Origin of the sequence: Sphingobacterium suaedae, from assembly GCF_042684625.1 — a bacterium.
Lineage (GTDB): Bacteria > Bacteroidota > Bacteroidia > Sphingobacteriales > Sphingobacteriaceae > Sphingobacterium > Sphingobacterium suaedae.
In genome coordinates this window covers 33007-55997 of record NZ_JBHULR010000002.1, presented here as the reverse complement: position 1 = coordinate 55997, position 22991 = coordinate 33007, and the positions used below count along the sequence as shown (strand labels likewise).

Below are 22991 nucleotides of genomic sequence, written 5' to 3'. Positions count from 1 at the left end.
AGAATTAACACGGAGGTAGTTTAGAAAATGTAGATTCTTTTCTGTAATATTGCATATAAAAATCTATAAAATTCAGGAAATGAGATTTATTGTATCCACGTCAATTTTATTAAAACAATTACAAGCAATTAGCGGGGCATCGAGTAGTAGTACGGTCCTTCCCATCCTTGAAAATTTCTTGTTCGAGATCAAAGATAATTTGTTAACGATCTCTGCGACGGACCTTCAAACAAGCATGGTCACCTCTTTACAAATTGAGGCGAAGGAAGAAGGAAGAGTTGCCATGCCCTCTAAGATTTTGATTGAAACATTAAAGACACTTCCTGATCAGCCTGTCGCGTTTTCGGTGGATACGAATACATTGGCCATTGAGATAAGCGCTGGTGACGGTAAATATAAGCTTAGTGGTGAGAACGCAGACGATTTTCCTAAAATTCCAGTTGTCGACAATGTCTCAACCGTAACGTTGGGAGCATCTATTCTTGCAGAAGCGATCAACAAGACAATTTTTGCCGTGAGTAATGATGAGCTCCGGCCGGCAATGTCTGGCGTTTTGGTGCAGCTCGCCGAACAAAATATCACTTTTGTATCCACGGATGCGCATAAATTGGTACGCTATCGCCGTACGGACATTGGTTCTGAAAAACCGACATCGTTAATTTTACCGAAAAAAGCACTTACGTTGCTAAAATCGTCTTTGCCATCGGATGATACGATTGTTTCCATAGAATACAATAATACCAATGCGTTTTTCCAGTTCGGAAATATACATCTTATTTGCCGGCTGATTGATGAGCGTTATCCAGATTATGAAGCTGTTATCCCACAGGTCAATCCGAATAAATTAACAGTAGATAGACTTTTGTTTCTCAATACGTTGCGTCGGGTCGTGATTTTTGCTAATAAAACGACACATCAAGTTCGACTGAAAATTTCCGGAAGTGAACTGCATATTTCGGCGGAAGACCTCGACTTTTCTAATGAAGCTCATGAACGGTTGAGCTGTCAGTTTGAGGGGCAGGATATGGAAATCGGTTTCAACGCTAAATTCTTAGTGGAGATGTTGAATAATCTGAGTTCAAGCGAAGTTGTTATCGAGATGAGCACGCCTAACCGGGCAGGGTTATTGATACCAGCTATTAAGGAAGACAACGAAGATATTTTGATGTTGGTCATGCCAGTTATGTTAAATAATATCTAAGCCTTGGAAATAGTATATTCAATTATCGATTTTGTTTTACACATCGACAAGCATCTTGTTGAGATTGTAAACGATTATCAAACATGGACGTACCTTATTCTGTTTCTTATTATTTTTGCGGAAACAGGTTTAGTCGTTACTCCTTTTTTACCGGGAGACTCCTTATTATTTGCTGCAGGAGCGATTATAGCCAAACCAGAAACCGATTTGAATATCTTTTTGATGTGGGTTTTGTTGATGGTTGCCGGAATACTAGGAGATATGGTCAATTATCATATTGGAAAGTACATTGGACCCAAAGCATTTAGTGGAAAATATCGATTCTTGAAGAAGGAGTACTTGGAGAAGACTGAGCGATTTTACGAGAAATATGGGGGGAAGACGATTATTTATGCGCGTTTTGTTCCTATCGTGCGGACCTTTGCTCCATTTGTCGCTGGGGTAGGATCGATGTCCTATAAAAAGTTTGCCTCATACAATGTGGTGGGCGCTATTTTATGGGTGACCGGGTTTTTGTTTATTGGGTACTTTTTCGGAGGACTACCCGTTATCAAAGATAACTTTACCATTGTGATTTTTGCAATTATATTGCTCTCGCTATTACCTCCACTCATAGAGGTCGCCAAAGAAAAAATGAATACGAAGAAGAAGGAAGCATAATGTTTCCTTTTTTTGATGGTAGAGGAACCGAATACAGAACCGCATATATAATAATTTTATCGTTAAACGTTAGATGACGAGTGAAGTCTATTTTTTAAACGAAAATGTATATGCGTGTCATTTGGATCTTTCTATTGGTATTTTTTGTTAACTTTTTATATGGACAACGTAAGCGAGTATATGTTGAAAAGCGGGAAGCCAAGGAAGCCTTCGCCTATTTAATGGCATTCCGGTCTAACCCTACAAAAATGATGCGGCAGTTGGGTGTCCGTTTTGATTCGTCGCAGGTTTCTAAGATAAGATTGAGATGGAACAATCAATTGGCACGTGTGGCGGAGTATAGGGCTAGGGATATGGCTGAACGAAATTATTTTGACCATACTAATCCAGAAGGTATTGGGCCAAACTATTATATTGTCAAGGCCGGTTACACGCTAAATAAAGATTGGACAAAAAAGCGTTCGGCAAACAATTTTGAGTCCATAGCGGCAAATCATGCGTCTGCCGTGGACGGAATTAAAGCATTTATTATCGGTCGTGGATCACCCGGCTTTATGCATCGAAAGCACGTATTAGGTATGGATGCGTGGAATGGTTCATTATACGATATTGGAATCGGTTTTGTTCGTGTTCCAAACGGTTCCGCTTATCAGACATACTTAAGTGTAATTATCGCCAAGCATGATTGGTAGTTGATTTTTTTCATACCTTTGCATATGATAAAATCCATGACAGGGTATGGTATAGGTTCTCAGGAGAATGGGAAGGTAAAATATACCGTCGAGTTAAAATCCCTGAATTCCAAATTTCTTGAGCTGAGTCTTCGGTTGCCGAAAGCGGTGTCTGATCGGGAATTTAGTATTCGTTCTGAATCGAGCAAGTTGATTGAACGTGGTAAGGTGAACGTGATCGTGACGGTTGAATATGTTGATCAAACAGCAAAAGCGTCATCTATTAATGGTGCGTTATTAACGAAATATTATAAACAGTTACAGGAAATAGCCTTTCAGGTAGGAGAAAAAAATGCAGCTCTATTTGAAATGGCGTTAAATATGCCTGAGGTGGTGACGTCTAATGAGGACGTCGTGGATGAAGAAGAAGGAAAGGTTCTAATGGATGCTTTCTATCATGCGGTGGAGCGTTTCAATACTTTTCGTCAGGACGAAGGAAAAATCTTGAAAAACGACCTAGAGGCTCGTGTAGCGCTTATTCTCACTCATCTGACAGAAGTGGAGCGAGTGGAAGGGAACAGGATTCCGCTTATCCGGGAGCGAATACACCACTATTTGGACGAGACTGTTGGGAAAGAAAACGTGGATATGAACCGTTTTGAACAGGAAATCATATTTTACATTGATAAGCTCGACATTACCGAGGAGAAGGTTCGGCTACGAAGTCACTGCAATTATTTTATCCAAGCTTTGAATGCGAGTGATTCAAATGGAAAGAAACTGGGGTTCATCTCGCAGGAAATGGGCAGGGAAATTAATACACTAGGATCCAAAGCTAACGATGCCCATATTCAACAGATCGTTGTGCGTATGAAGGAAGAACTTGAAAAAATTAAGGAACAATTGCTTAACGTGCTATAGGAAAGATGAGTGGCAAATTAATTATATTTTCTGCGCCATCAGGTGCTGGTAAAACGACGATCGTGAAGCGTTTATTGGCTAAGCATGGTGATAAAATAGCCTTCTCGATTTCGGCGAGTACACGACCACCAAGAGAAGGAGAGGTTGACGGTAAAGACTACTATTTTATCAGCAAAGACGATTTCTTACATAAGATCGCGAAACAGGAGTTTATTGAATTTGAAGAGGTGTATTCCGGTACCTTTTACGGGACACTGCGTAAGGAAGTTGAGCGTATATGGAAATCCGGCAAGTCAGTTATTTTCGATATCGATGTCGTAGGCGGTGTTCGGTTAAAGTCGAAATTTCCGGAACAAGCATTGTCTATTTTTGTGAATCCACCGTCTTTGGAGGTTTTGAAGGAGCGTTTGCGTGGACGTGGTACGGATTCGGAAGAAAAATTGCAAGAACGTTTCGCAAAAGCAGCTTCTGAGCTAACCTATTCCGGTAAATTTGATCTTGTCCTTAATAATTTCGATTTGGACACGGCATGTGAGGAAGCCGAAAGGCTTGTTTTAGATTTTTTAGCGAACTAGAATATGTCAAAAGTAGGTCTGTTTTTTGGTTCTTTTAATCCGATCCATGTGGGTCATTTGATCATAGCCAATTACATGACTAATTTTACAGATCTAGATGAAGTGTGGTTTGTCGTTTCCCCCCATAATCCATTTAAGGAAAAAAAGAGCTTGGGAAACATGTATGATCGACTGGAAATGGTGAACTTGGCCATTGATGGTGAAGATCGATTACGAGCCTCGGACGTTGAATTTAATTTGCCACAACCGTCGTACACAATCGACACGCTCACCCACCTAAGGGAACGTTATCCGTTGAAAGAATTCGCTTTGATTATGGGAGCAGACAACCTGGAGGGTTTGCCCAAATGGAAGAATGCCGATATTATTCTTCGCGATTATCCCATTGTGGTTTATCCGAGACCCGGATACGACGGTGGCATTCTGAAAGATCATCCGGCCGTTCAACTAACAGATACGCCGCTTTTGGAGCTGTCGTCTACATTTTTACGAAAGTCGATTCGAGACAAGAAAAATATTCGTTTTTATACCCCTGACAACGTAATTGAGTTTATAGAAAAAAAGGGACTTTATTCCCTTTAAAAGGAAAGGGAGCACATTTTCGCTCCCTTTGTTAGTTAACGTCCCATCCATCCGCCGTCTACCGTCAAGATTGTACCGTGCACATAATCGGACGCTTTCGAGGCTAGGAATACAGCCGGTCCTTTAAAATCTTGAGGTTCGCCCCAACGGCCAGCAGGAATACGAGAGAGAATAGAAGCAGAGCGGTCCGGATCATCGCGTAAGGCTTCTGTATTATCCGTTGCAATATAACCGGGAGCAATGGCATTGACATTGACGCCCTTACTGGCCCATTCGTTGGCAAAAGCTTTGGTTAATGAACCTATGGCGCCCTTGGATGCCGCGTACCCAGGAACATTTATTCCTCCTTGAAATGTAAGTAACGAAGCGGTAAACACTACTTTTCCGGCTCCACGTAAAATCATCTCTTTTCCGATCTCGCGGGTCAAAATAAACTGTGCGTTCTGATTTATTTCGATGATTTCGTCCCAGTATGTATCGGGATGCTCAGCGGCCGGCTTGCGCAGGATGTTTCCGGCATTGTTAAATAGAATATCAATTACCGGATGATCTTTTTTTACTTGGTTAATAAAAGCATACAAAGATGATCGGTCTGAAAAATCACATTGATAAGCGTAGAACTTTCTTCCCAAAGATTCCACTGCCTGTGCAACCTTTGAATGTTCCAGCTCTAACGTAGCGGATACGCCGATGACATCTGCGCCAGCTTCCGCTAGTGCTTCTGCCAGGGCTTTTCCTATCCCCCGTTTGCATCCAGTAACTAAAGCGACCTTTCCAGAAAGATCGAATGTATTTAAAATAGACATAGTGATAAATTCAAAAATTAAAAAATCAAGTATTTATTGTAACGTTACCTGAAGAGGTTCTTTCATTTGTGACGCCCTGTTTTGTACGTTTTCCTGCCAAGACTCTGCTGAAGTTATCTTTCCCGCTTTGTTCCATGCAGCACCGCTATAATAGACAAAAGGTTTCCCATTGGTCGCCGTTGTTCGGAGTAAAAATTGCTTCTTGTCATCCGCTATAAAATGGACTTTTCCTTCCGGAATGATCAGCGCGGTTCCAGTTTGTCCATGGCTTTTTATATCCGGTTCCCAATATGTCAGGGCCTTATTCTTTTTGTTATATAAGTATATTGGTCGCTCTTCCGATCGTTTTACAAGCCCAACAACAATTGGCGTTTTCTTTGCCTGCTCATTGTTGATCGCGAGTACTATTTTATTGAAGTGTTGTCCGGCGTCTAGTGAAATCGTTTTTACAACGGAGATGTTCTGTCCGTGGATATTTTCTCGTTCGAATGTCAGTTTGAATGTGGTCCGTATCGGGCCGTTGTCAAGAACTTCGTACGCTCTATAATGTTTCGTATAGCGAACACTATCACCCAGATAAAGTCCAAGATCTCCGGCGCCCAGCGTTTGTCCTACTGCATAATAGTCTAATCCCTCACCATGGTCGGTATGGTAATCATTCTCCAGGTACCATTTATTAATGATCAGTTTTTCCGTGCGTTTTGCCCAAAAATCCGTTCCCTGTGCATTGTCGGCGCGTCCTTCCAATGCTTTTCCATACATGCGAAAAGCGACAACATCATTTTCCCATGCGAAATCATCAAACCGTTCCGGAACGAAACGAGCGAACGTTTTTTGAGGGAAGGAAGGTTTTTTTTCACTTGCAGTTACGATCAGATTCATGGTCGACTGTGCGGGTACGGACACGGCGATCAATACGTATTGTGGAGTTTGCTTTCCGAGTTTTTCTAATTGGTGGAGCATTTGCTCCGTTGTTTCCTCGGAAGTCACACGAAACAGCGAGTCTACACCAAAATGCTTGGTGAAGGTGACATATGGGATGCTGATAATCTCCTGTCTGGGCATATCCAGTGTATTGGACACTCTGATCTTTTTTTGTCCAAAACTTGCAGAAGAAAGCATACTGCAGGCCAAGAGCAGCAGAGAAATCTTGCTCATCCTGGTTATCGTAGTTCGGTGATCGCACATTTGTCCATATCGTCATAGTCTAGGTTTTCACCAGCCATGCCCCAAATGAACGTATAGTTACTTGTTCCAGCACCGGAATGTATAGACCAAGGAGGAGAAATGATAGCTTGTTCATTTTGCATCCATATATGTCTTGTTTCGTTAATTGGTCCCATGAAGTGAGATACTGCCTGACCCTCTGGCACTTCAAAATAAAAATATACTTCCATACGTCTATCGTGCGTATGGGATGGCATGGTGTTCCATACGGAACCTGGCTTAAGTTCGGTCATGCCCATCTGTAATTGACAGGTATCCACGACCTTGTTTAATAGCATTTGATTGATGGTACGATGATTGGCAGTTTCTAACGAACCAAGTTCTATTTTATTTGCCTCTGCTTTGGTTACCTGTTTAGTGGGGTATGATTGATGTGCAGGAGTTGAGTTTAAATAGAACTTTGCTGGATTCGATGCATCCTTGCTGCTGAATATGACCTCCTTCGCTCCTTTACCCACATACAAGGCTTCTTTGTGGCCAATTTCGTATGTTGTACCATCTACCTCTATGGTTCCAGCGCCACCTACGTTGATTACGCCCAATTCTCTACGAGCCAAAAAGAATGGCTCTTTCAAAAGTTCGTCTATTGTCTCCAATTTTAAAGGACCCTCAACGGGCATTGCGCCGCCAGCCATATAGCGGTCGTAGTGCGTGTATACAAAGTGAATTTTGTCTGCCTCAAACACGGTTTCTATAAGAAAGTTTTCACGAAGGCCCTGGGTGTCTAGCGATTTGGTTTCGTTTGGTCCGATGGCATACCTACTTTCGAAAATAGTGTGACTCATAATAATTAAAATAAACAAAGATTGATAATTAGTCTAAGATAAGGCTTATTCGCCGGAATAGGTAGTGAATCTTCGGAAACGTTGCCAAAGATCACATGGAGGACAACAACGGCATTTGCAAGATTAACAAACTTTTCTTTTTGCCATTTGTTTATTTAAATAGAAAAAAAAGAAACTATGGATAAATTAGATTTAAAAGGTAAGTGGAACGAACTTAAAGGAAAAGTAAAGCAAGAGTACGCCGATTGGACAGATGATGATCTGAAATATGAGGAGGGAAAAGACGACGAGTTGTTGGGGAGAATCCAACAGAAGTTAGGTAAAACGAGAGAAGAAGTGGTCGATTGGTTGAAGAGTTTAGGATAGTGGTTTTATCTTAATCAGAAAAGAGGTGCTCGTTTCTGGCACCTCTTCCTATTTATTATTAATAAATTTCCAAGAGCGGAATCGAGATCCTTCCTAAAAATGGATTAAAAAGACGTATTTTTCTTGTATTACTATAGTAATTTTTGTCTATTTCTTGCTCTTAGTCAAGTCTTAGATAGTGTCGTTCTTGTGTTGTCCTTTGTTGAAGACAAAAGCGTAGAGAGTGGGTGAAGTTCTGCGCACTTTTTTCTAAATTCGCACTATGACGAAGAAGAGCCCAACCATTTTGGTAGTAAACGATGACGGAATTACTGCGCCAGGGATTAAGGTTTTACTGGAAGAAATGCAGAAAATAGGGACGGTTGTTGTTGTCGCTCCAGACAGCCCACAATCCGGTATGGGGCATGCTATTACCATCGGGCGGCCTCTGCGTCTAGATAAGATAGACTTGTATGATGGTGTTGATATGTATAAGTGCTCGGGGACACCTGTAGACTGTGTGAAATTAGCTGTTAATAAGATTTTCAAAGGAAAGAAGCCCGATTTATGCGTTTCGGGGATTAACCATGGATTGAACTATTCGATCAATGTGCTTTATTCTGGGACGATGTCGGCGGCTGTTGAAGGGGCGATCGAAGGTATTCCTTCCATTGGATTTTCACTGGATGATTTTTCTCATCAGGCCGATTTTTCGCACTGTCGTCCTTATCTTCGCGCAATAGCGCAACAGGTGCTCAAAAACGGTTTGCAGAAAGCCACGTTGTTAAATGTGAATTTTCCACACATAAGCCATAAAATAAAAGGAATAAAAATATGCAGGCAAGCAACAGCGAAATGGTTTGAAGAGTTTGATGAACGTTTGGATCCTTATCAACGGGAGTATTTTTGGATGACGGGGAAATTTCAATTGTTGGATAAAGGGGAAGATACGGATGTTTTTGCGTTAAGTCAAGGATATGTGTCGGTTGTTCCAACACAATTTGATATGACAGCGCACCATACCATTACCGAGTTGAATTCTTGGAACTTCGAAATAAAGCCATGAAAAACAGTTTTTGGTTAGGTATGGCAATTGGTGTCTGTGCCCCTGCTGTAGCTTATCTTGTGATGGTTTATACAGACTTGTCCTATCACGTTTCCACAAAGCCGGCGTTAATTTATGCGGTAGCTGCGGCAGTTAACCTTATATTGGTCCGTTTCTTTTATAGGGCGGCGCAAGACCAACGTCGTACGGCAAATGGAATTGTTTTCGTTACCTTTTTGGCGATGGTTTTGTTCCTGTATTTTCACAAATTATCTATGTAAACAGGTTTAGGCGGGGTTATCCTAGGCATAAACGAAAAGTTATAATCATGACATTAACATTGGGGTTTTCTCCTTGTCCAAACGATACGTTTATTTTTGATGCGTTGATTCATCATAAAATCGATACAGAGGGATTGGCATTCGACGTTTCTTACCAAGATGTAGAAACGCTAAACCAACAAGCTTTTCAAGGCAAATTGGATATTACGAAGCTGAGCTATCATGCCTTTGCTTATGCGGTGGATGATTATGAGTTGCTAGATGCTGGGAGTGCTTTGGGCTTTGGCGTTGGGCCTTTGCTTATCACTAAAGATGCTGAGGTTGCTCGGCGGTTACAGGCCGCTCTGGCGTCCGGGCAAGCTTTGGACGAGACACAGAAGGCATTAAAGATTGGTATTCCGGGTAAATACACAACAGCAAACTTTCTTTTGGGGCTGGCATTTCCTGAATTAGCAAATAAAATAGAACTTGTTTTCTCCGATATCGAATCGTCGCTGATAGCTGGGACGATTGATTTAGGATTGATCATTCATGAAAATCGGTTTACATATCAAGAAAAGGGATTGCATAAAATCGTGGATTTGGGAGACTTTTGGGAGCGTACGACCGGTTATCCTATACCTTTGGGCGGGATTGTGGTAAAGCGAAGCTTGGGTCAGGAGCTAAAGCTCAAAATCAATGCTTTGATTCGAGAAAGTGTGCGATTTGCCTTTGCACATCCCAAGTCAGCAATAGATTATATCCGATCGCATGCCCAAGAAATGGAAGAAGCGGTCATGTATAAACATATTGAACTCTATGTAAACGCGTATTCTGAAGATCTTGGCACGGATGGACGAAAAGCTATTGGACAGATGTTTGACAGAGCCATTGCTTCGGGTGTAATCCCTGCAATACGGAACAACCTGTTTTTGACAGACCGTTGATTGACCAATGCATTATTGTTCGGTTGGATCCGATGCATATGGCAAGGGCAGAAAGTCTTTTTCAAAAAGACCACTGTCCTGAGCATACGAAATAAAAAAATAACTTGTAATCCTGTTAGTTATCACATGTAATAAGTAAATTTGCCCGATTAGTGCCAAAATGTCTGCAAAATAGGATTGGAGCCATTATTGCACGGCGGTAAACTGAGATAAAAAAATATTATGTTGAAATTTTTAAGCAAATTATTTGGCAGCAAGTCTGAGCGAGATATCAAATCCATACAACCTATTGTAGACAAGATTAAAGAAGAGTACGAGAAGCTGTCGTCACTGACACACGACGAACTGCGTGAAAAGACCAACACCTTTAAAAACCGAATCAACGAATACTTAGCAGACATCGACCAAGAAATAACCACACTGAAGGCTGAGGCGGATAAAGATGATGTCGACATGGGTCTTAAGACCGAATTATATGAGAAGGTTGATAAGTTGACGAAAGACCGAGATAAAAAGTTAGAAGAAATATTATTGGAAATCCTCCCAGAAGGATTTGCTGTGGTTAAAGAGACCGCTCGACGCTTGACAGAAAATAAAGAGTTGGAAGTTACGGCGACTGATTTTGATCGAGAACTGGCAGCCAGGAAGCCAAATGTGGTTATATCTGGGGATAAAGCCATTTGGAAGAATACTTGGGTTGCAGCAGGAACTGAGGTCACGTGGAACATGGTTCATTACGATGTACAGTTGATCGGGGGTATCGTTCTTCACCAGGGAAAGATAGCCGAGATGTCAACCGGTGAAGGTAAGACATTAGTCGGAACATTGCCTACCTATTTGAATGCGTTAACTGGACAGGGGGTGCATATCGTAACGGTGAACGACTATTTAGCACGTCGTGACTCGGAGTGGAACGGTCCGTTATTTGAATTTCATGGGTTAAGTGTGGATTGCATTGACAAACATCAGCCGAACTCTCCACAGCGGCGAAAAGCCTATTTGAGCGATATTGTCTATGGTACTAATAATGAGTTTGGTTTTGATTATTTGCGTGATAATATGACGCAGACACCAGACGCAATGGTGCAACGCAAGTTACATTTTGCGATGATTGACGAGGTCGACTCGGTCCTAATTGATGATGCGAGGACGCCGCTTATTATCTCGGGTCCTATTCCTCGAGGGGATCAACACGAGTTCTATCAGCTGAAACCACGTATTGAACGATTGGTTAATGCTCAAAAAGCGTATATCAATACCGTTTTCAATGAAGCCAAAAAGGCCATTGCTGCTGGAGAAAGTGACGTCGAAGGTGGAGGTATGGCTTTATTACGGGCTTTTCGCGGTTTGCCGAAAAATAAGGCGTTGATTAAATTTTTGTCGGAAGGAAACCATAGACAACTCTTGCAAAAGGTAGAGAATTACTATATGCAAGAGCAGAACCGAAACATGCCTAAGGTCGATGCAGAATTATACTTTGTAATTGACGAAAAGAACAATCAGGTAGAGCTTACAGAAAAGGGAATAGAATTGATTACCGCTTCCGGTGAAGATCCTACATTCTTTATCCTTCCTGATGTAGGTTCCGAGATTGCAGATATCGAGAAATCGGAATTATCCCTTGAGGAAAAAGCTCAGAAAAAAGAAGAACTATTACGAGACTACTCTATTAAATCGGAACGTATCCATTCCATAAACCAGTTGCTTAAAGCATATACTTTGTTCGAGATCGACGATCAGTATATTGTGGACGAAGGTAAAGTTAAGATTGTTGACGAACAAACCGGACGTATTATGGAGGGCCGTCGGTATTCGGATGGATTGCATCAGGCGATCGAAGCGAAAGAAAACGTGAAGGTGGAGGATGCGACACAGACTTATGCTACGATTACTTTACAGAATTACTTCCGGATGTATCACAAGCTTTCCGGCATGACGGGTACAGCATCTACGGAAGCTGGCGAGCTGTGGGAGATCTACAAGTTAGATGTGGTAGAGATCCCAACAAACCGACCTATACAGCGCGATGACCGACAAGATTTCATTTATCGTACAGCTCGCGAAAAGTATAATGCGGTTGCGGCCGAAATACAACGTTTGACAGAAGAGGGACGACCCGTTTTGGTAGGTACTACATCGGTGGAAATATCCGAGCTATTGAGCCGGATGCTAAAATTACGGGGTATTAAACATAATGTTCTTAACGCGAAACTTCACCAAAAGGAGGCAGACATTGTTGCAGAAGCGGGACGGCCGGGGCAGGTTACGATCGCAACGAATATGGCGGGTCGTGGTACCGACATTAAATTGACGGACGAAGTCATTAAAGCGGGTGGTTTGGCAATTATTGGTACAGAACGGCATGAATCTCGTCGTGTCGATCGTCAGTTACGTGGTCGTGCGGGACGTCAGGGAGACCCTGGTTCTTCTCAATTTTTTGTCTCGCTAGAGGATAATCTTATGCGTTTGTTTGCCTCAGAGCGGATCTCCAACATTATGGTCAAGATGGGGGTAGAAGAAGGCGAGGTTATGCAGCATAGCATGCTCACCAAATCTATCGAACGGGCACAACGAAAAGTTGAAGAAAACAATTTTGGTATTCGTAAAAGATTGCTCGAATACGACGATGTCATGAATTCTCAACGTACGGTAATCTATACAAAACGTAAAAATGCGTTGTTTGGCGAGCGCTTAGATGTTGACTTAAACAATACCATTTTCGATGTTGTGGAAGATATCTTAGCGGAAGCTAAAGAAGGAGGAAATTACGAAGAGTTTCAAATCGAAGTAATCCGTCTGTTCGCGGTTAATCCAGAGATTTCAGCGGAAGAGTTTGCTCAAACAAACTTGGAAGCATTGACAGACAGATTATTCCAGCAGATTATCACGCATTATCATGCTAAAGCACAGCATATCGCTGAGCAGACATTACCTGTGTTAACCAATGTGTTAGCGGAACGTGGCGCCATGATCGAGAATGTCGTTGTTCCTTTCACCGATGGCATTCGTGGCATACAAGTTGCGACGAACTTACAGAAGGCAGTAGAATCTAACGGTAAGGAGGTTTTCAAATCATTTGAAAAAGGCATTGTATTGGCGTTAATTGACGAGGCTTGGAAAGAGCATCTTCGTGAGATGGACGATTTGAAGCAATCCGTTCAGAACGCGGTTTACGAGCAAAAGGACCCGATTATCATCTATAAAATGGAAGCGTATAACCTGTTCAAGAGCATGCTTGCTTCCATGAATAAGGAGATAGTGAGTTTCCTATTCAAGGGTGATATTCCTGGACAACAGCAGCAGCCACAGAACATACAAGCTGCACGTCCAATTCCTGCACAGCCAGCACAGGTGAAAGAGAGTAAGGCAGAGTTAACATCACCAACGGGTGTTTCTGAAGAAGACAAAGATACACGAGAGCAGCAAGTAACACAGCCTATCCGTAAAGAGCAAACTGTAGGACGCAATGAAGAGTGTCCATGCGGCTCCGGATTAAAATATAAAAACTGTCACGGAAAAAACAGTTAATAAATTTTAAAGAAAATGTTATATAAGGGATTGATAATCGGTTTGTTTATTTGTGGACTAACGCACGTGGCGAAAGCGCAATCGAACGGTATTGTTGAAGTTCAGAAAGATTCTTTGATCAACTTACTACAAGCGTTCAGAGCAGAAAACGGGATCAATCCTACGACAGCCCGGATGGTCAGCTTAGGCTCTAAGGTCGTTGACAAGAAGAATGCGAAACGTGTCCAAGTTCGGGGATTTCGCGTTCAAATTTACTCTGGCTCTAGCCGAAACGATGCGTATGCGGTACAAAGTCGTTTTCAGCAAGAATACAAAGATTTCGGTAGCTATGTAAGTTATAGCGAGCCGAATTATCGGGTGAAGGTCGGCGACTTTCGAAGCCGGTCAGAAGCAAACAGTTTTATGCGTGAGCTGCGCTCGCAATATAGTAACGTTTTTGTATTTACTGAGAACGTTTGGGTTTACGAATAATAGAAAGGCCATATCCCATGCTAAAAGACGAAATCGAAGCACTAGCCGAGCAATTTTTTGAAGAAACGGTCCAAGTGAGGCGACACTTGCACCAATATCCGGAGCTGTCTTTTGAAGAATATGAGACGGCAGCATTTGTTAAACAACAGTTAGACCGGCTAGGTATTTCTTACGAAAGTATGGCAGGCACAGGGGTTGTTGCTTTGATACGCGGCGAGCAAGTGGGAGGAAAGGTCTTGGCGTTGCGTGCCGATATGGACGCATTACCGATTCAAGAAGTGGGGGGTCGGTCATATGGTTCACAACATGCCGGCGTAATGCATGCTTGCGGACATGATGTACATACCGCGTCTTTGCTTGGTGTAGCCGCGATTTTAAACGCGATGAAAGCTACATTTGCAGGAACCGTTAAACTAATTTTTCAGCCTGGAGAAGAGCGTCTACCTGGCGGGGCATCGATCATGATTAAGGAAGGCGTCTTACGAAACCCTGAGCCGGTGGGTATTATCGGTCAGCATGTTATGCCATTGATAGAAGCCGGAAAAGTAGGCTTTCGGACTGGAAAATATATGGCTTCGTGTGACGAATTGTTTATGACCATAAAGGGCCGTGGCGGGCATGGAGCGCATCCACATCAGAATATTGATCCCATTGCCATTACGGCACAGATTATTACCGCTTTGCAACAGGTCGTGAGTCGTCAGGCAGATCCACGTACTCCAACGGTACTTTCCTGGGGAAAAATTGTTGGAAATGGAGCAACAAATGTCATCCCCGATGAGGTTTATCTTGAAGGGACATTTCGGACGTTTGACGAAAGCTGGCGTGCGGAAGCACACTTGCGCATGGTAAAGATGGCTGTGGGAATAGCCGAAAGTATGGGAGCTACTTGTGACTTCGAAGTGAGGAAGGGATACCCGTTTTTGATTAATGAGGCCAAGATAACAAGCTCGTCCCGAGCGTTTGCGGTGGAATATCTGGGAGAAGACCATGTTGTCGAACTCGACATTTGGCCGGCCGCAGAAGATTTTTCATACTATTCACAGGAGGTTGATGCCTGTTTCTATCGTCTCGGAACAGGTAATAAGGAAGCTGGAATAACCTCTGCAGTACATACTCCGGCGTTTGATGTGGACGAACGTTCACTAAAAACAAGTATCGGTTTAATGGCCTATATAACGCTCCGCCAACTGGAAGGATAACGGCTGTTAGACTTTATCCTTATAAGGGAGGTCTCGTGTGGTTTACATTTTATCAACATCATGTCGTCGCACCATATTGTTAGGGAAAATCAAGAGCCCGCGCTTATTCTTGGTTCCATTCAGGATCTTCCGGCGGACTATATCGGTCAGTTGCTGGAATGGAGTCCTACGGTCCTTGCTAGTGCGTACACGGTTGACTTTTTACTCGCTGAGGGAATAAAAGTAGACATCGTTTGTACAAACGATGCCGCGATTTATGCCCAAGAAGAAATTCAGATTCTATCATCACCACAGGATTTTGTACTTGCTTGTGTGACCCATCTCATTGCTAAAGATTATGGAGCGGTTAATATCGTCAACTCTTATATACCCAAGGAATTGTCTACGCTGGCGGACCGAATCAATGTTGTTTTGTTTTGTGCTGGAATTCGCTATGTATTTGTTCGCGAACATTATGAAAAATGGGTTGTGGCGGGCACACGTATAGTTGTTGCAGAGCATACGCTCAAATCATTCGTGAACCTGCGGAAAATAAGTGTGGATACGTTTGAAACGGAAGACGACGGTTTTTTTTATGTGGATTTGAATACCGGCGATTTTGTCGCTATCGGGGAGAAAATATAAGTGATGAAGATCGTACAGGCAACAAAGCGAGACTGGCAGCTCATAGCGGGAGTCGCGGATCGTAGTTGGCGGATAGGGTATGCCGGGGTGCTTTCCGATGTACAAATCGATTTTATGTTGAATAGATCCTATACGGAAAGGGGCATTGCTGAGGCTATGGATGGTGGACAAATTTTCTATCTCGGAAATGATGGTGAAAAAACGGTTGGCTTTGCCGCTGTACAACGACAAGGGGCAGATGTCCTGCGACTTGAGAAGTTGTATTTGTCGCCCGAAGAGCAAGGCAAAGGTTATGGAGGGAACTTCATTTTATTTGCTGAACGGCTCGCTTTGCAACTGGGATTTAGTTTGTTGGAGCTTAATGTTAACCGCAATAATAAAGCCTATCATTTTTACCTTCGTCAGGGGTTCGAGATATGGAAAACCGTCGATATTCCTTATTTTGGATTCGTGCTCAACGATTACGTCATGCGTAAGCGAGTGACGGGGACAACGGCCCAGCCTACGCATTCGTCGCTAAACAAGTAATAGTTGACATTAGAATCCAGAAATAGATTGTGAGCACCTTTTATCTGGTATGCTAAGGCATCCTAGGCAACGGTTACTCTTTTAATTTCTCAACCCGCGATGGTGTTTGCTTCCCTGCGACTATACCCTTCACACCTTGTGCAATTGCTTCGATACTCGATTTAATGTTTTGTATATCCAATGTGGATAGTTCATCCTTTACCGTGTGATAATAAGCGTCTTTATCAATTTGCGATGTGGAGAACGTATGCGCAGGCACGCCCAATGCAGCTAAGACCGCGTTGTCGCTTCGATAGAAAAGGTTTTGTTGTGGGTAAGGATCTGGGTGAAACGTAAATGCTGTTCCTTTTAGGTTTTCTTGCATTAAAGCGGCCAGGTTTGAATTGTTATAACCTGTGACATACAAGCTATTTGGTCCAAATTTGGAGTCTTTTCCGATCATCTCTATATTGACCATTGCTACTACCTGATCGGCATCAATCTGGTTGGAAAAATATTTGGACCCGAACATGCCAATCTCTTCCGCCGTGAATGCAACAAAGATTAACGTACGTTCATTGTTATTTAGTTTTTGAAAATGTTTGGCTAGGGCAATCATGGCTGTTGTTCCTGAGGCATCGTCGTCGGCTCCATTAGCGATGGAATCTTGTTCGACAGGGTCTAATATCCCGATATGATCATAATGGGCTGAGAAAACAACGAATTCATCGGCTTTAGACCGACCTGGAATGACGGCAGCTACGTTAAACAGCGAAAAGTCCTGATGTTTAGTATCCGAAGTGATCTGAAAAGATGTTATAGGCGCTCTTTTAACAATAAACACCTTGCTGAACCCGTATGAAGGCGTGTCCTGTTTGGGCACCACGTTTTCGCGAGTGAATATTTTCTTGAAGCGGGCGAGTAGAGGCGCAAAAGACGGGTCTACCCATATGACCGCGTTACCCGGATTATTGCGGACGATTTCCCTAAAGCGTTCGGAGAAATCTTGTCCAGCCGTTATTTCCAGAGAAGGCAGATCTTGTGAGGAACTCCATCGCAAGGAAGGTTCATTGCTCAAAATAATATAGTCGTCAGGTTTTAGCTGTTCGCTATTTACTTGAACATTTTGTTCTGCTGTTGAGACACGTGTTATATCGAAGGTTTGTCTGTAGTTCTCTTCTGCGTAAGGCTTGAGTCCAGCCTGTCTGAATTCATTGGCGATGAAGTCGGCAGCCTTGCCGATATCGGGTGTTAATGCTGCACGACCACGCATGTCATCTGCGGCTAAGGTTTGTATGATGCGTTGGATATCTTGCGTGTCTGCTATCGAAGTTTGGCTATTGGCCGCGCCGGAGAGCAATTGCAACGCTGCAAAGAGAGAAAGAGAAATAGTGTTTATTTTCATGATATATCGTGTACAATTAGGTACAAAATTTGTGATCATATGCTGCAGATTCTCGATACATGTATTTGTCCGTTTACATGATGTGCCTTATCGAGAATGTTGCATACAATCGTAAATTTATCTAAGTTTGATAAAAGTAAAAAAAATATGAAAGAAGTTACCGTTCAAGAATTGAAAAACATGATGGATCGCAACGACGAATTTCAGCTGATTGACGTTCGCGAGCCGTTTGAATATGAAGTTTCCAACCTAAATGGTTTGAATATTCCGCTAGCCGGCATCGTAATAGAGTCGGATAAGGTGGCAAAAGACAAGCCGGTTATCATTCAATGTCGGAGTGGAAAACGAAGTGCTCAAGCGGTTATGTTATTGGAACAACAGGGGTTCGAAAATCTGGCAAATTTAAAAGGTGGAATTTTAGCCTGGAAAGAAGAAATTGATCCTGAGCTGGATGTATATTAAACATTCTGCGCAAGTAAAAAGAAATGGGAGGCATATGCCTCCTTTTTTGTTTTCAATAATCAGCACGCTTTTAATAAAAACTCGCATTGTTTTGCATAGTTTTTTAGCTGTTCCAAAACAAATTGGCGTTAAAAACGTAAAACAAGTAAATGTTTTACGATCAGTTTATTTCCTCTGCAAGTCGGGCAAAGTTTTTTAATTTTAACGTATTAATAAAACCAAAATAAACATATAAACAGCATTGTTATGGCGATAACAAATTCAGTAAACAATAGTTTTTTTGAGAGCGTTCTTCAGAACTTTGAAAAGGCGGCAAAGCATACACGCTTTGACAGAGGAATTCTCGATCAAATTAAGGCCTGCAATTCCATCTTACGCGTGAAGTTTCCTGTAAAAATAGGCGAACGGATTGAAGTTATTGAGGCCTATCGCGTACAACATTCTCATCATAAGTTGCCGTGTAAGGGCGGGATCCGTTTCAGCTTAGAAGTTGACCAGGAAGAGGTCATGGCCCTGGCATCGTTGATGACTTACAAATGTGCCATTGTCAACGTACCATTTGGCGGAGGTAAGGGTGGAATAAAGATAGATTCAAAGAAATATTCCGCTTTCGAACTGGAGAAGATAACACGTCGGTATACCTCGGAGCTTTGTAAGAAAAATTTTATAGGTCCAGGGATTGATGTTCCTGCGCCCGACTACGGTACGGGCGCCCGAGAAATGAGTTGGATCTTGGATACCTATTCCTCTTTGAATCCCAATGACATCAATGCGCAGGCTTGTGTAACCGGGAAACCGATTTCGCAGGGCGGCGTTCGGGGTCGCACAGAAGCTACTGGTTTGGGGGTGTTTTTTGGCGTTCGAGAAGCCTGTTCTTTTCAGGAGGATATGGAAAAACTTGGTTTAACGACAGGGGTTGCCGGGAAAAAGGTGATTGTACAAGGATTGGGTAACGTTGGCTACCACACGGCTAAATATTTTCAGGAAGCAGGGGCAAAGCTGGTGGGGCTGATCGAATACGATGGCGCTATTTATGACGAAAACGGATTGGATCTTCAGTCCGTGCAGGCACATCGGCAGCATACCGGAGGGATTGTAAATTATCCAGGAGCCATCAGTTTTTCTAATCCGGCAGAGGGTTTGGAGCAACCATGTGATATCCTTATTCCAGCAGCTCTAGAGAGCGTAATCCATAAAGATAATGCAGACCGCATACAAGCGATGATTATTGGAGAGGCCGCAAATGGACCGTTGACCTCTGACGCAGACGATATCCTGAATAAAAAGGGCGTGCTGATCATTCCTGATATTTATTTGAACGCCGGCGGGGTGACTGTTTCTTATTTTGAATGGTTGAAAAATTTAAGTCATGTCCGGTACGGACGATTGGAAAAGCGCTTTAGTGAAAATATGTACCATGAGCTTATTGATATCATCGAGTCGACCACAGGAAAGAAAGTATCGGACCTTGAGCGGAAGACGATCCTGCGGGGGCCAGATGAGATTGATTTGGTACATTCTGGATTGGAAGATACGATGATCGGATCGTATCGGGAAATCAGAGAAATATATGTTTCAGGTGATGACGTGGAGGATTTGCGGACAGCGGCATTTGTCTGTGCCATTAATAAAATTGGCGTAGCATACGAAGAATTGGGTATTTTTCCGTAACAGAAATAAACCGTCGTTTGTTTTTTCATACATACGGCCTGTGGTCTACTCTGGCCGTATGTAAATACTATCGCATTAATACAATCACATTGATCTAGTTTTAAATCCGGACTTTGTTACGGATTGTGTACTTTTGTTGTATGAGTAATCTTGTGCAGCAAACCAAACAAGCGTTCTATTTTAGCTTGGGATTTTACCTATTGGCGTTACTCTTGAAGGTTTTGTCGTTTCCATTTGCCGACGTATTGGTAAGTATTGCTTTATTCTTGTCATTGGTCTGGCTATTTTTGGTTTTGCGGGAAATTATACTTTCCGGTAGACTGACAACTATAGAGCGCATATTACTCCTTGTTTTTGTGGTCTTTGGAAACATAGTAGCGGGCATTGTATATTTCTTCTTTCTTAGGGAGCGGGTACTTGGGGAATCGATTAAAAAATAGGTATGACAAAATATTTTATCTTAAACGTGGTGTTGAATTTTGCTATCGCATTCTTAGTGTATGGCGGAATTATGTCTTTTCAAGCGGGTAACCAGCTGTATGTCTTTATAGCCATCGCTGTTTTGGTCGTTATGATCTATCTGAAGGTTGTTTTGCTTAAAATTGTTAAAAGGAATACCGCCAACATGAGCAATAAAGGACAAAAAAAAAGGAGCTAAATATACAATGCCCCCAAAAAGTTAGACACTTTCTGGGGACACTTTAATAACTCCTTTTTTTCTTTTTATTTTAAAGTTTTCAGGAAAAAGCTGTATCGCTTGAATACTAAGCTTTTATAAGGGTAATCAAAGATTACAAGGTAACGATTTGGTAACGGTGCTTATTGCTTTGCTTTTCAATGTGTTTCCGTTAGCTCATAGCAAAATATAATAAAAATGAGTGAGAAATTTATTCAGCTTTTATAAAAGCCAAATGATATTTGCTTATTTAAAAAAGACGGCGTTAAATGCCGTCTTTTTTATTTTGCATAAACCTTGGGATTTATTGGGATTAGAAAACATAGATGAAGTTTCTAATTTACCTTCTGTTCAATGGAAACTAATGAATCTAAATAATATGGATATTGTAAAGCATACAAAAGCTTTGGATAAATTGAAGACAATCTTATATCCTGTTAAAGAAGATAAACTTACGGATATATAATTAAAAGACACATCGGAGTAACCGTATTTTGTAAGTACAAAATTGCGAAGATGTCTTAATAGTGTTTTATACTTACTTCGTGTTCCATTTACCCGAAGTCCGCTATTGACCTTTTTCTCATAGTCGGATAAGAACTGTTCATAAAACTTGAAAAAGGTCATTTCTCCGCTTTCCATACCGAGGAAGGCATTTTTAAGTTTAGTACTGTTTACAGCCCCCTCGTTCTTCAGAATTTTGGAATAACATTCCTCAATACCCAAACGGATTTTATCAAGCTTGCCGTTCACATCTTGGGGGTCTGGTTTTTCCGGCCATTGGTATATGATTTTCCCAAAAGTAAAACCAAAATCAGTATTCCCACAGGGGGTCAATTTCTTCCGGAATCCTGAAGTCCCAATAATAAAATGGGGGTCAGTATGCTCCAGAATAATAATTGTCAAAACAGAATTTTATATGCGACGGGGTCAACATGCCCCGGAATATACTGCTGTTTGAACAATAGAGGGGTCAGTATCTGACGGAATGCCATGCGATAACTACGATTAAACAAACATGACATACCTAAACTAAGTCCGGAATCAGGGGGTCAGCATGCTCCGGTCTATGCACTCACAATTCTTAATGATAAAATTAAACCTATGTGAGCTACGGAACAATATGAAAAACTATGCAGAAAGCTGAATTACAGTATTTTAAAGTAGTTGTTTCTAATGCTTGAAAGTAACGTTTTAGTAACCTTACTTTTGCCTAACCTCGCTTTTTTCTGCTTTTTATCACATTACCAAAAAATCAAAAAACGGTTGTAAATCCTTTATTTACAACCGTTTTCCCTATTATTAATCTTTAATGTATTTTTACTGAAAATTTATTTTACAAAAGGTGGTTTTCTGACAACAGCCTTAATGGCCTGATTTCTTATATTGACAAAAATTTCGGAGCCTTCTTTCGAAAAGGCGCTATCTACATAACCCAGTCCGATAGACTTTTTTAGTGTAGGAGACTGTGTTCCGGAGGTAACTCGTCCTATTTTGTTGCCATCATTGTCTACAATCTCATAATCGTGACGGGGTATTCCGCGATCTAGCATCTCAAAACCAACCAATTTTTGGGACACGCCACGTTCTTTTTCCGCTTGCAAATTTGCACTATTTACAAAATCTTTCGTAAACTTTGTCACCCATCCCAAGCCTGCAGCTAGAGGAGAAGTCGTGTCATCAATATCATTTCCATACAAACAGAATCCCATTTCTAGACGCAGGGTGTCCCGCGCTCCAAGTCCAATAGGTTTAATTCCATACGGTGTACCTGCTTCGAATATCGCGTCCCATACCTTTTTGGCATCTTCATTGGCCACGTAAATCTCGAAACCGCCCGCTCCGGTATATCCCGTAGCCGAAACTAAAACATTATCTACACCTGCAAATGTTCCTTTTTGAAACGAATAATACTCCATGGGTGCAAGCTCAATATCTGTCAACGATTGCAGAGCTTCTGCAGCCTTTGGACCCTGTACAGCAAATAGCGAAGTTTTGTCTGAAATGTTTTTCATCTCCACCCCGTAAGTATTGTACCTGCCTATCCAATCCCAATCCTTATCGATATTAGATGCATTGACAACCAAAAAATAGGTGTGTTCATCGATGCGGTAGGTGAGAAAGTCGTCCACGATACCGCCCGTTTCATTCGGAATGTAGGCATATTGCACTTTTCCGTCATACAACTTCGCTACATCGTTGGACGAGATTTTTTGAAGCAGGTCTAGCGCTTTCTCCCCCTTGAGGATGAATTCCCCCATGTGGCTAACGTCGAATACGCCCACTCCGGTGCGCACGGTTTCGTGTTCATCGTTAATGCCGGAGTATTGAACAGGCATATTGAAGCCCGCAAAAGGCACCATTTTAGCCCCAAGAGCAACATGGTGCTCGGATAGCGCAGTGTTTTTAATCATAACAGT

Annotated in this window: 25 protein-coding genes; 20 read left to right on the top strand and 5 right to left on the bottom strand. The window is 42.1% G+C overall.

Annotated features, from left to right (window positions below):
* Positions 1 to 79 precede the first annotated feature (79 nt).
* The 6 genes from dnaN (at position 80) to nadD (ending at position 4610) form a co-directional block, all read left to right on the top strand.
* Entirely contained in the window at positions 80 to 1201 is a 1122-nt protein-coding gene (gene dnaN / locus ACFSR5_RS02605; protein WP_380900411.1) for a DNA polymerase III subunit beta, read from the top strand.
* A gap of 3 nt (positions 1202 to 1204) precedes the next feature.
* Positions 1205 to 1861 (top strand): DedA family protein, encoded by a 657-nt coding sequence (locus tag ACFSR5_RS02600; RefSeq protein ID WP_380900409.1) that lies wholly within the window; start codon positions 1205 to 1207, stop codon positions 1859 to 1861.
* Positions 1862 to 1971: 110 nt separating this feature from the next.
* Positions 1972 to 2553: a CAP domain-containing protein gene (locus ACFSR5_RS02595; RefSeq protein WP_380900407.1), complete on the top strand. Its 582-nt coding sequence runs from the start codon at positions 1972 to 1974 to the stop codon at positions 2551 to 2553.
* 24 nt (positions 2554 to 2577) lie between these two features.
* Positions 2578 to 3453 (top strand): YicC/YloC family endoribonuclease, encoded by an 876-nt coding sequence (locus tag ACFSR5_RS02590; RefSeq protein ID WP_380900405.1) that lies wholly within the window; start codon positions 2578 to 2580, stop codon positions 3451 to 3453.
* A 5-nt stretch (positions 3454 to 3458) separates the two neighbouring features.
* A complete protein-coding gene (gmk, locus tag ACFSR5_RS02585; RefSeq protein WP_380900403.1) occupies positions 3459 to 4028 on the top strand; it encodes a guanylate kinase in 570 nt (189 codons plus the stop codon).
* 3 nt (positions 4029 to 4031) lie between these two features.
* Positions 4032 to 4610, top strand: coding sequence for a nicotinate (nicotinamide) nucleotide adenylyltransferase (gene nadD / locus ACFSR5_RS02580; protein ID WP_380900401.1), 579 nt, complete (start codon positions 4032 to 4034; stop codon positions 4608 to 4610).
* Between the two features lie 35 nt (positions 4611 to 4645).
* Here the strand turns inward: nadD and ACFSR5_RS02575 are convergent, their stop codons facing one another.
* The 3 genes from ACFSR5_RS02575 to kduI are packed head-to-tail and all read right to left on the bottom strand — an operon-like array spanning position 4646 to position 7428.
* Positions 4646 to 5410 carry an SDR family oxidoreductase gene (locus ACFSR5_RS02575; RefSeq protein ID WP_380900656.1) on the bottom strand — a complete coding sequence of 255 codons (765 nt, stop codon included), beginning with the start codon at positions 5408 to 5410 and terminating at the stop codon, positions 4646 to 4648.
* A 39-nt stretch (positions 5411 to 5449) separates the two neighbouring features.
* Complete coding sequence (locus tag ACFSR5_RS02570) at positions 5450 to 6574, bottom strand: DUF4861 family protein (protein WP_380900399.1); 1125 nt, start codon at positions 6572 to 6574, stop codon at positions 5450 to 5452.
* A 5-nt stretch (positions 6575 to 6579) separates the two neighbouring features.
* On the bottom strand, positions 6580 to 7428 hold the full coding sequence (kduI, locus tag ACFSR5_RS02565) for a 5-dehydro-4-deoxy-D-glucuronate isomerase (protein ID WP_380900397.1): 849 nt from the start codon (positions 7426 to 7428) through the stop codon (positions 6580 to 6582).
* Positions 7429 to 7605: 177 nt separating this feature from the next.
* Here kduI and ACFSR5_RS02560 point away from each other — a divergent pair, with 177 nt between their 5' ends.
* The 9 genes from ACFSR5_RS02560 (at position 7606) to ACFSR5_RS02520 (ending at position 16378) form a co-directional block, all read left to right on the top strand.
* The gene (locus tag ACFSR5_RS02560; RefSeq protein ID WP_380900395.1) at positions 7606 to 7794 is read left to right on the top strand and encodes a CsbD family protein; all 189 of its coding nucleotides are present in this window, start codon (positions 7606 to 7608) and stop codon (positions 7792 to 7794) included.
* 262 nt (positions 7795 to 8056) lie between these two features.
* On the top strand, positions 8057 to 8839 hold the full coding sequence (gene surE / locus ACFSR5_RS02555) for a 5'/3'-nucleotidase SurE (RefSeq protein WP_380900393.1): 783 nt from the start codon (positions 8057 to 8059) through the stop codon (positions 8837 to 8839).
* Positions 8836 to 9099 carry a hypothetical protein gene (locus ACFSR5_RS02550; RefSeq protein WP_380900391.1) on the top strand — a complete coding sequence of 88 codons (264 nt, stop codon included), beginning with the start codon at positions 8836 to 8838 and terminating at the stop codon, positions 9097 to 9099. The genes surE and ACFSR5_RS02550 overlap by 4 nt, the downstream gene beginning before the upstream one ends.
* A gap of 47 nt (positions 9100 to 9146) precedes the next feature.
* On the top strand, positions 9147 to 10025 hold the full coding sequence (locus tag ACFSR5_RS02545) for a menaquinone biosynthesis family protein (RefSeq protein WP_380900389.1): 879 nt from the start codon (positions 9147 to 9149) through the stop codon (positions 10023 to 10025).
* A gap of 222 nt (positions 10026 to 10247) precedes the next feature.
* On the top strand, positions 10248 to 13553 hold the full coding sequence (secA, locus tag ACFSR5_RS02540) for a preprotein translocase subunit SecA (RefSeq protein ID WP_380900387.1): 3306 nt from the start codon (positions 10248 to 10250) through the stop codon (positions 13551 to 13553).
* A 15-nt stretch (positions 13554 to 13568) separates the two neighbouring features.
* Positions 13569 to 14024 (top strand): SPOR domain-containing protein, encoded by a 456-nt coding sequence (locus ACFSR5_RS02535; RefSeq protein ID WP_380900385.1) that lies wholly within the window; start codon positions 13569 to 13571, stop codon positions 14022 to 14024.
* Positions 14025 to 14041: 17 nt separating this feature from the next.
* The gene (locus ACFSR5_RS02530; RefSeq protein ID WP_380900383.1) at positions 14042 to 15226 is read left to right on the top strand and encodes a M20 metallopeptidase family protein; all 1185 of its coding nucleotides are present in this window, start codon (positions 14042 to 14044) and stop codon (positions 15224 to 15226) included.
* Positions 15227 to 15286: 60 nt separating this feature from the next.
* Positions 15287 to 15850 (top strand): hypothetical protein, encoded by a 564-nt coding sequence (locus tag ACFSR5_RS02525; RefSeq protein WP_380900381.1) that lies wholly within the window; start codon positions 15287 to 15289, stop codon positions 15848 to 15850.
* Between the two features lie 3 nt (positions 15851 to 15853).
* Positions 15854 to 16378: a GNAT family N-acetyltransferase gene (locus tag ACFSR5_RS02520; RefSeq protein ID WP_380900379.1), complete on the top strand. Its 525-nt coding sequence runs from the start codon at positions 15854 to 15856 to the stop codon at positions 16376 to 16378.
* A gap of 73 nt (positions 16379 to 16451) precedes the next feature.
* On the opposite strand, the gene ACFSR5_RS02515 is transcribed toward ACFSR5_RS02520, so the two are convergent.
* A complete protein-coding gene (locus ACFSR5_RS02515) occupies positions 16452 to 17762 on the bottom strand; it encodes a M20/M25/M40 family metallo-hydrolase (protein WP_380900377.1) in 1311 nt (436 codons plus the stop codon).
* A gap of 147 nt (positions 17763 to 17909) precedes the next feature.
* On the opposite strand from ACFSR5_RS02515, the gene ACFSR5_RS02510 reads away from it, so the two are divergent.
* From ACFSR5_RS02510 to ACFSR5_RS02490, 5 genes are all read left to right on the top strand, one after another.
* Positions 17910 to 18224, top strand: a complete 315-nt coding sequence (locus ACFSR5_RS02510; RefSeq protein ID WP_380900375.1) for a rhodanese-like domain-containing protein — start codon at positions 17910 to 17912, stop codon at positions 18222 to 18224.
* 246 nt (positions 18225 to 18470) lie between these two features.
* Entirely contained in the window at positions 18471 to 19895 is a 1425-nt protein-coding gene (locus tag ACFSR5_RS02505; RefSeq protein WP_380900373.1) for a Glu/Leu/Phe/Val family dehydrogenase, read from the top strand.
* Between the two features lie 140 nt (positions 19896 to 20035).
* Positions 20036 to 20335 carry a hypothetical protein gene (locus ACFSR5_RS02500; RefSeq protein ID WP_380900371.1) on the top strand — a complete coding sequence of 100 codons (300 nt, stop codon included), beginning with the start codon at positions 20036 to 20038 and terminating at the stop codon, positions 20333 to 20335.
* A gap of 2 nt (positions 20336 to 20337) precedes the next feature.
* A complete protein-coding gene (locus ACFSR5_RS02495; RefSeq protein ID WP_380900369.1) occupies positions 20338 to 20553 on the top strand; it encodes a DUF6358 family protein in 216 nt (71 codons plus the stop codon).
* A 220-nt stretch (positions 20554 to 20773) separates the two neighbouring features.
* Positions 20774 to 21037: a hypothetical protein gene (locus tag ACFSR5_RS02490; RefSeq protein ID WP_380900367.1), complete on the top strand. Its 264-nt coding sequence runs from the start codon at positions 20774 to 20776 to the stop codon at positions 21035 to 21037.
* An 865-nt stretch (positions 21038 to 21902) separates the two neighbouring features.
* Here the strand turns inward: ACFSR5_RS02490 and gcvT are convergent.
* Positions 21903 to 22982 carry a glycine cleavage system aminomethyltransferase GcvT gene (gcvT, locus tag ACFSR5_RS02485; RefSeq protein ID WP_380900654.1) on the bottom strand — a complete coding sequence of 360 codons (1080 nt, stop codon included), beginning with the start codon at positions 22980 to 22982 and terminating at the stop codon, positions 21903 to 21905.
* Between the last annotated feature and the right edge of the window lie 9 nt (positions 22983 to 22991).

What these genes read in the sequence shown, in the direction of transcription:
- dnaN (WP_380900411.1), top strand. Translation starts at nt 80, where the DNA reads ATGAGATTTATTGTATCCACGTCAATTTTATTAAAACAATTACAAGCA.
- ACFSR5_RS02595 (WP_380900407.1), top strand. Translation starts at nt 1,972, where the DNA reads ATGCGTGTCATTTGGATCTTTCTATTGGTATTTTTTGTTAACTTTTTA.
- ACFSR5_RS02590 (WP_380900405.1), top strand. Translation starts at nt 2,578, where the DNA reads ATGATAAAATCCATGACAGGGTATGGTATAGGTTCTCAGGAGAATGGG.
- gmk (WP_380900403.1), top strand. Translation starts at nt 3,459, where the DNA reads ATGAGTGGCAAATTAATTATATTTTCTGCGCCATCAGGTGCTGGTAAA.
- nadD (WP_380900401.1), top strand. Translation starts at nt 4,032, where the DNA reads ATGTCAAAAGTAGGTCTGTTTTTTGGTTCTTTTAATCCGATCCATGTG.
- ACFSR5_RS02570 (WP_380900399.1), bottom strand. Translation starts at nt 6,574, where the DNA reads ATGAGCAAGATTTCTCTGCTGCTCTTGGCCTGCAGTATGCTTTCTTCT.
- kduI (WP_380900397.1), bottom strand. Translation starts at nt 7,428, where the DNA reads ATGAGTCACACTATTTTCGAAAGTAGGTATGCCATCGGACCAAACGAA.
- ACFSR5_RS02560 (WP_380900395.1), top strand. Translation starts at nt 7,606, where the DNA reads ATGGATAAATTAGATTTAAAAGGTAAGTGGAACGAACTTAAAGGAAAA.
- surE (WP_380900393.1), top strand. Translation starts at nt 8,057, where the DNA reads ATGACGAAGAAGAGCCCAACCATTTTGGTAGTAAACGATGACGGAATT.
- ACFSR5_RS02550 (WP_380900391.1), top strand. Translation starts at nt 8,836, where the DNA reads ATGAAAAACAGTTTTTGGTTAGGTATGGCAATTGGTGTCTGTGCCCCT.
- ACFSR5_RS02545 (WP_380900389.1), top strand. Translation starts at nt 9,147, where the DNA reads ATGACATTAACATTGGGGTTTTCTCCTTGTCCAAACGATACGTTTATT.
- secA (WP_380900387.1), top strand. Translation starts at nt 10,248, where the DNA reads ATGTTGAAATTTTTAAGCAAATTATTTGGCAGCAAGTCTGAGCGAGAT.
- ACFSR5_RS02535 (WP_380900385.1), top strand. Translation starts at nt 13,569, where the DNA reads ATGTTATATAAGGGATTGATAATCGGTTTGTTTATTTGTGGACTAACG.
- ACFSR5_RS02530 (WP_380900383.1), top strand. Translation starts at nt 14,042, where the DNA reads ATGCTAAAAGACGAAATCGAAGCACTAGCCGAGCAATTTTTTGAAGAA.
- ACFSR5_RS02525 (WP_380900381.1), top strand. Translation starts at nt 15,287, where the DNA reads ATGTCGTCGCACCATATTGTTAGGGAAAATCAAGAGCCCGCGCTTATT.
- ACFSR5_RS02520 (WP_380900379.1), top strand. Translation starts at nt 15,854, where the DNA reads ATGAAGATCGTACAGGCAACAAAGCGAGACTGGCAGCTCATAGCGGGA.
- ACFSR5_RS02515 (WP_380900377.1), bottom strand. Translation starts at nt 17,762, where the DNA reads ATGAAAATAAACACTATTTCTCTTTCTCTCTTTGCAGCGTTGCAATTG.
- ACFSR5_RS02510 (WP_380900375.1), top strand. Translation starts at nt 17,910, where the DNA reads ATGAAAGAAGTTACCGTTCAAGAATTGAAAAACATGATGGATCGCAAC.
- ACFSR5_RS02505 (WP_380900373.1), top strand. Translation starts at nt 18,471, where the DNA reads ATGGCGATAACAAATTCAGTAAACAATAGTTTTTTTGAGAGCGTTCTT.
- ACFSR5_RS02500 (WP_380900371.1), top strand. Translation starts at nt 20,036, where the DNA reads ATGAGTAATCTTGTGCAGCAAACCAAACAAGCGTTCTATTTTAGCTTG.
- ACFSR5_RS02495 (WP_380900369.1), top strand. Translation starts at nt 20,338, where the DNA reads ATGACAAAATATTTTATCTTAAACGTGGTGTTGAATTTTGCTATCGCA.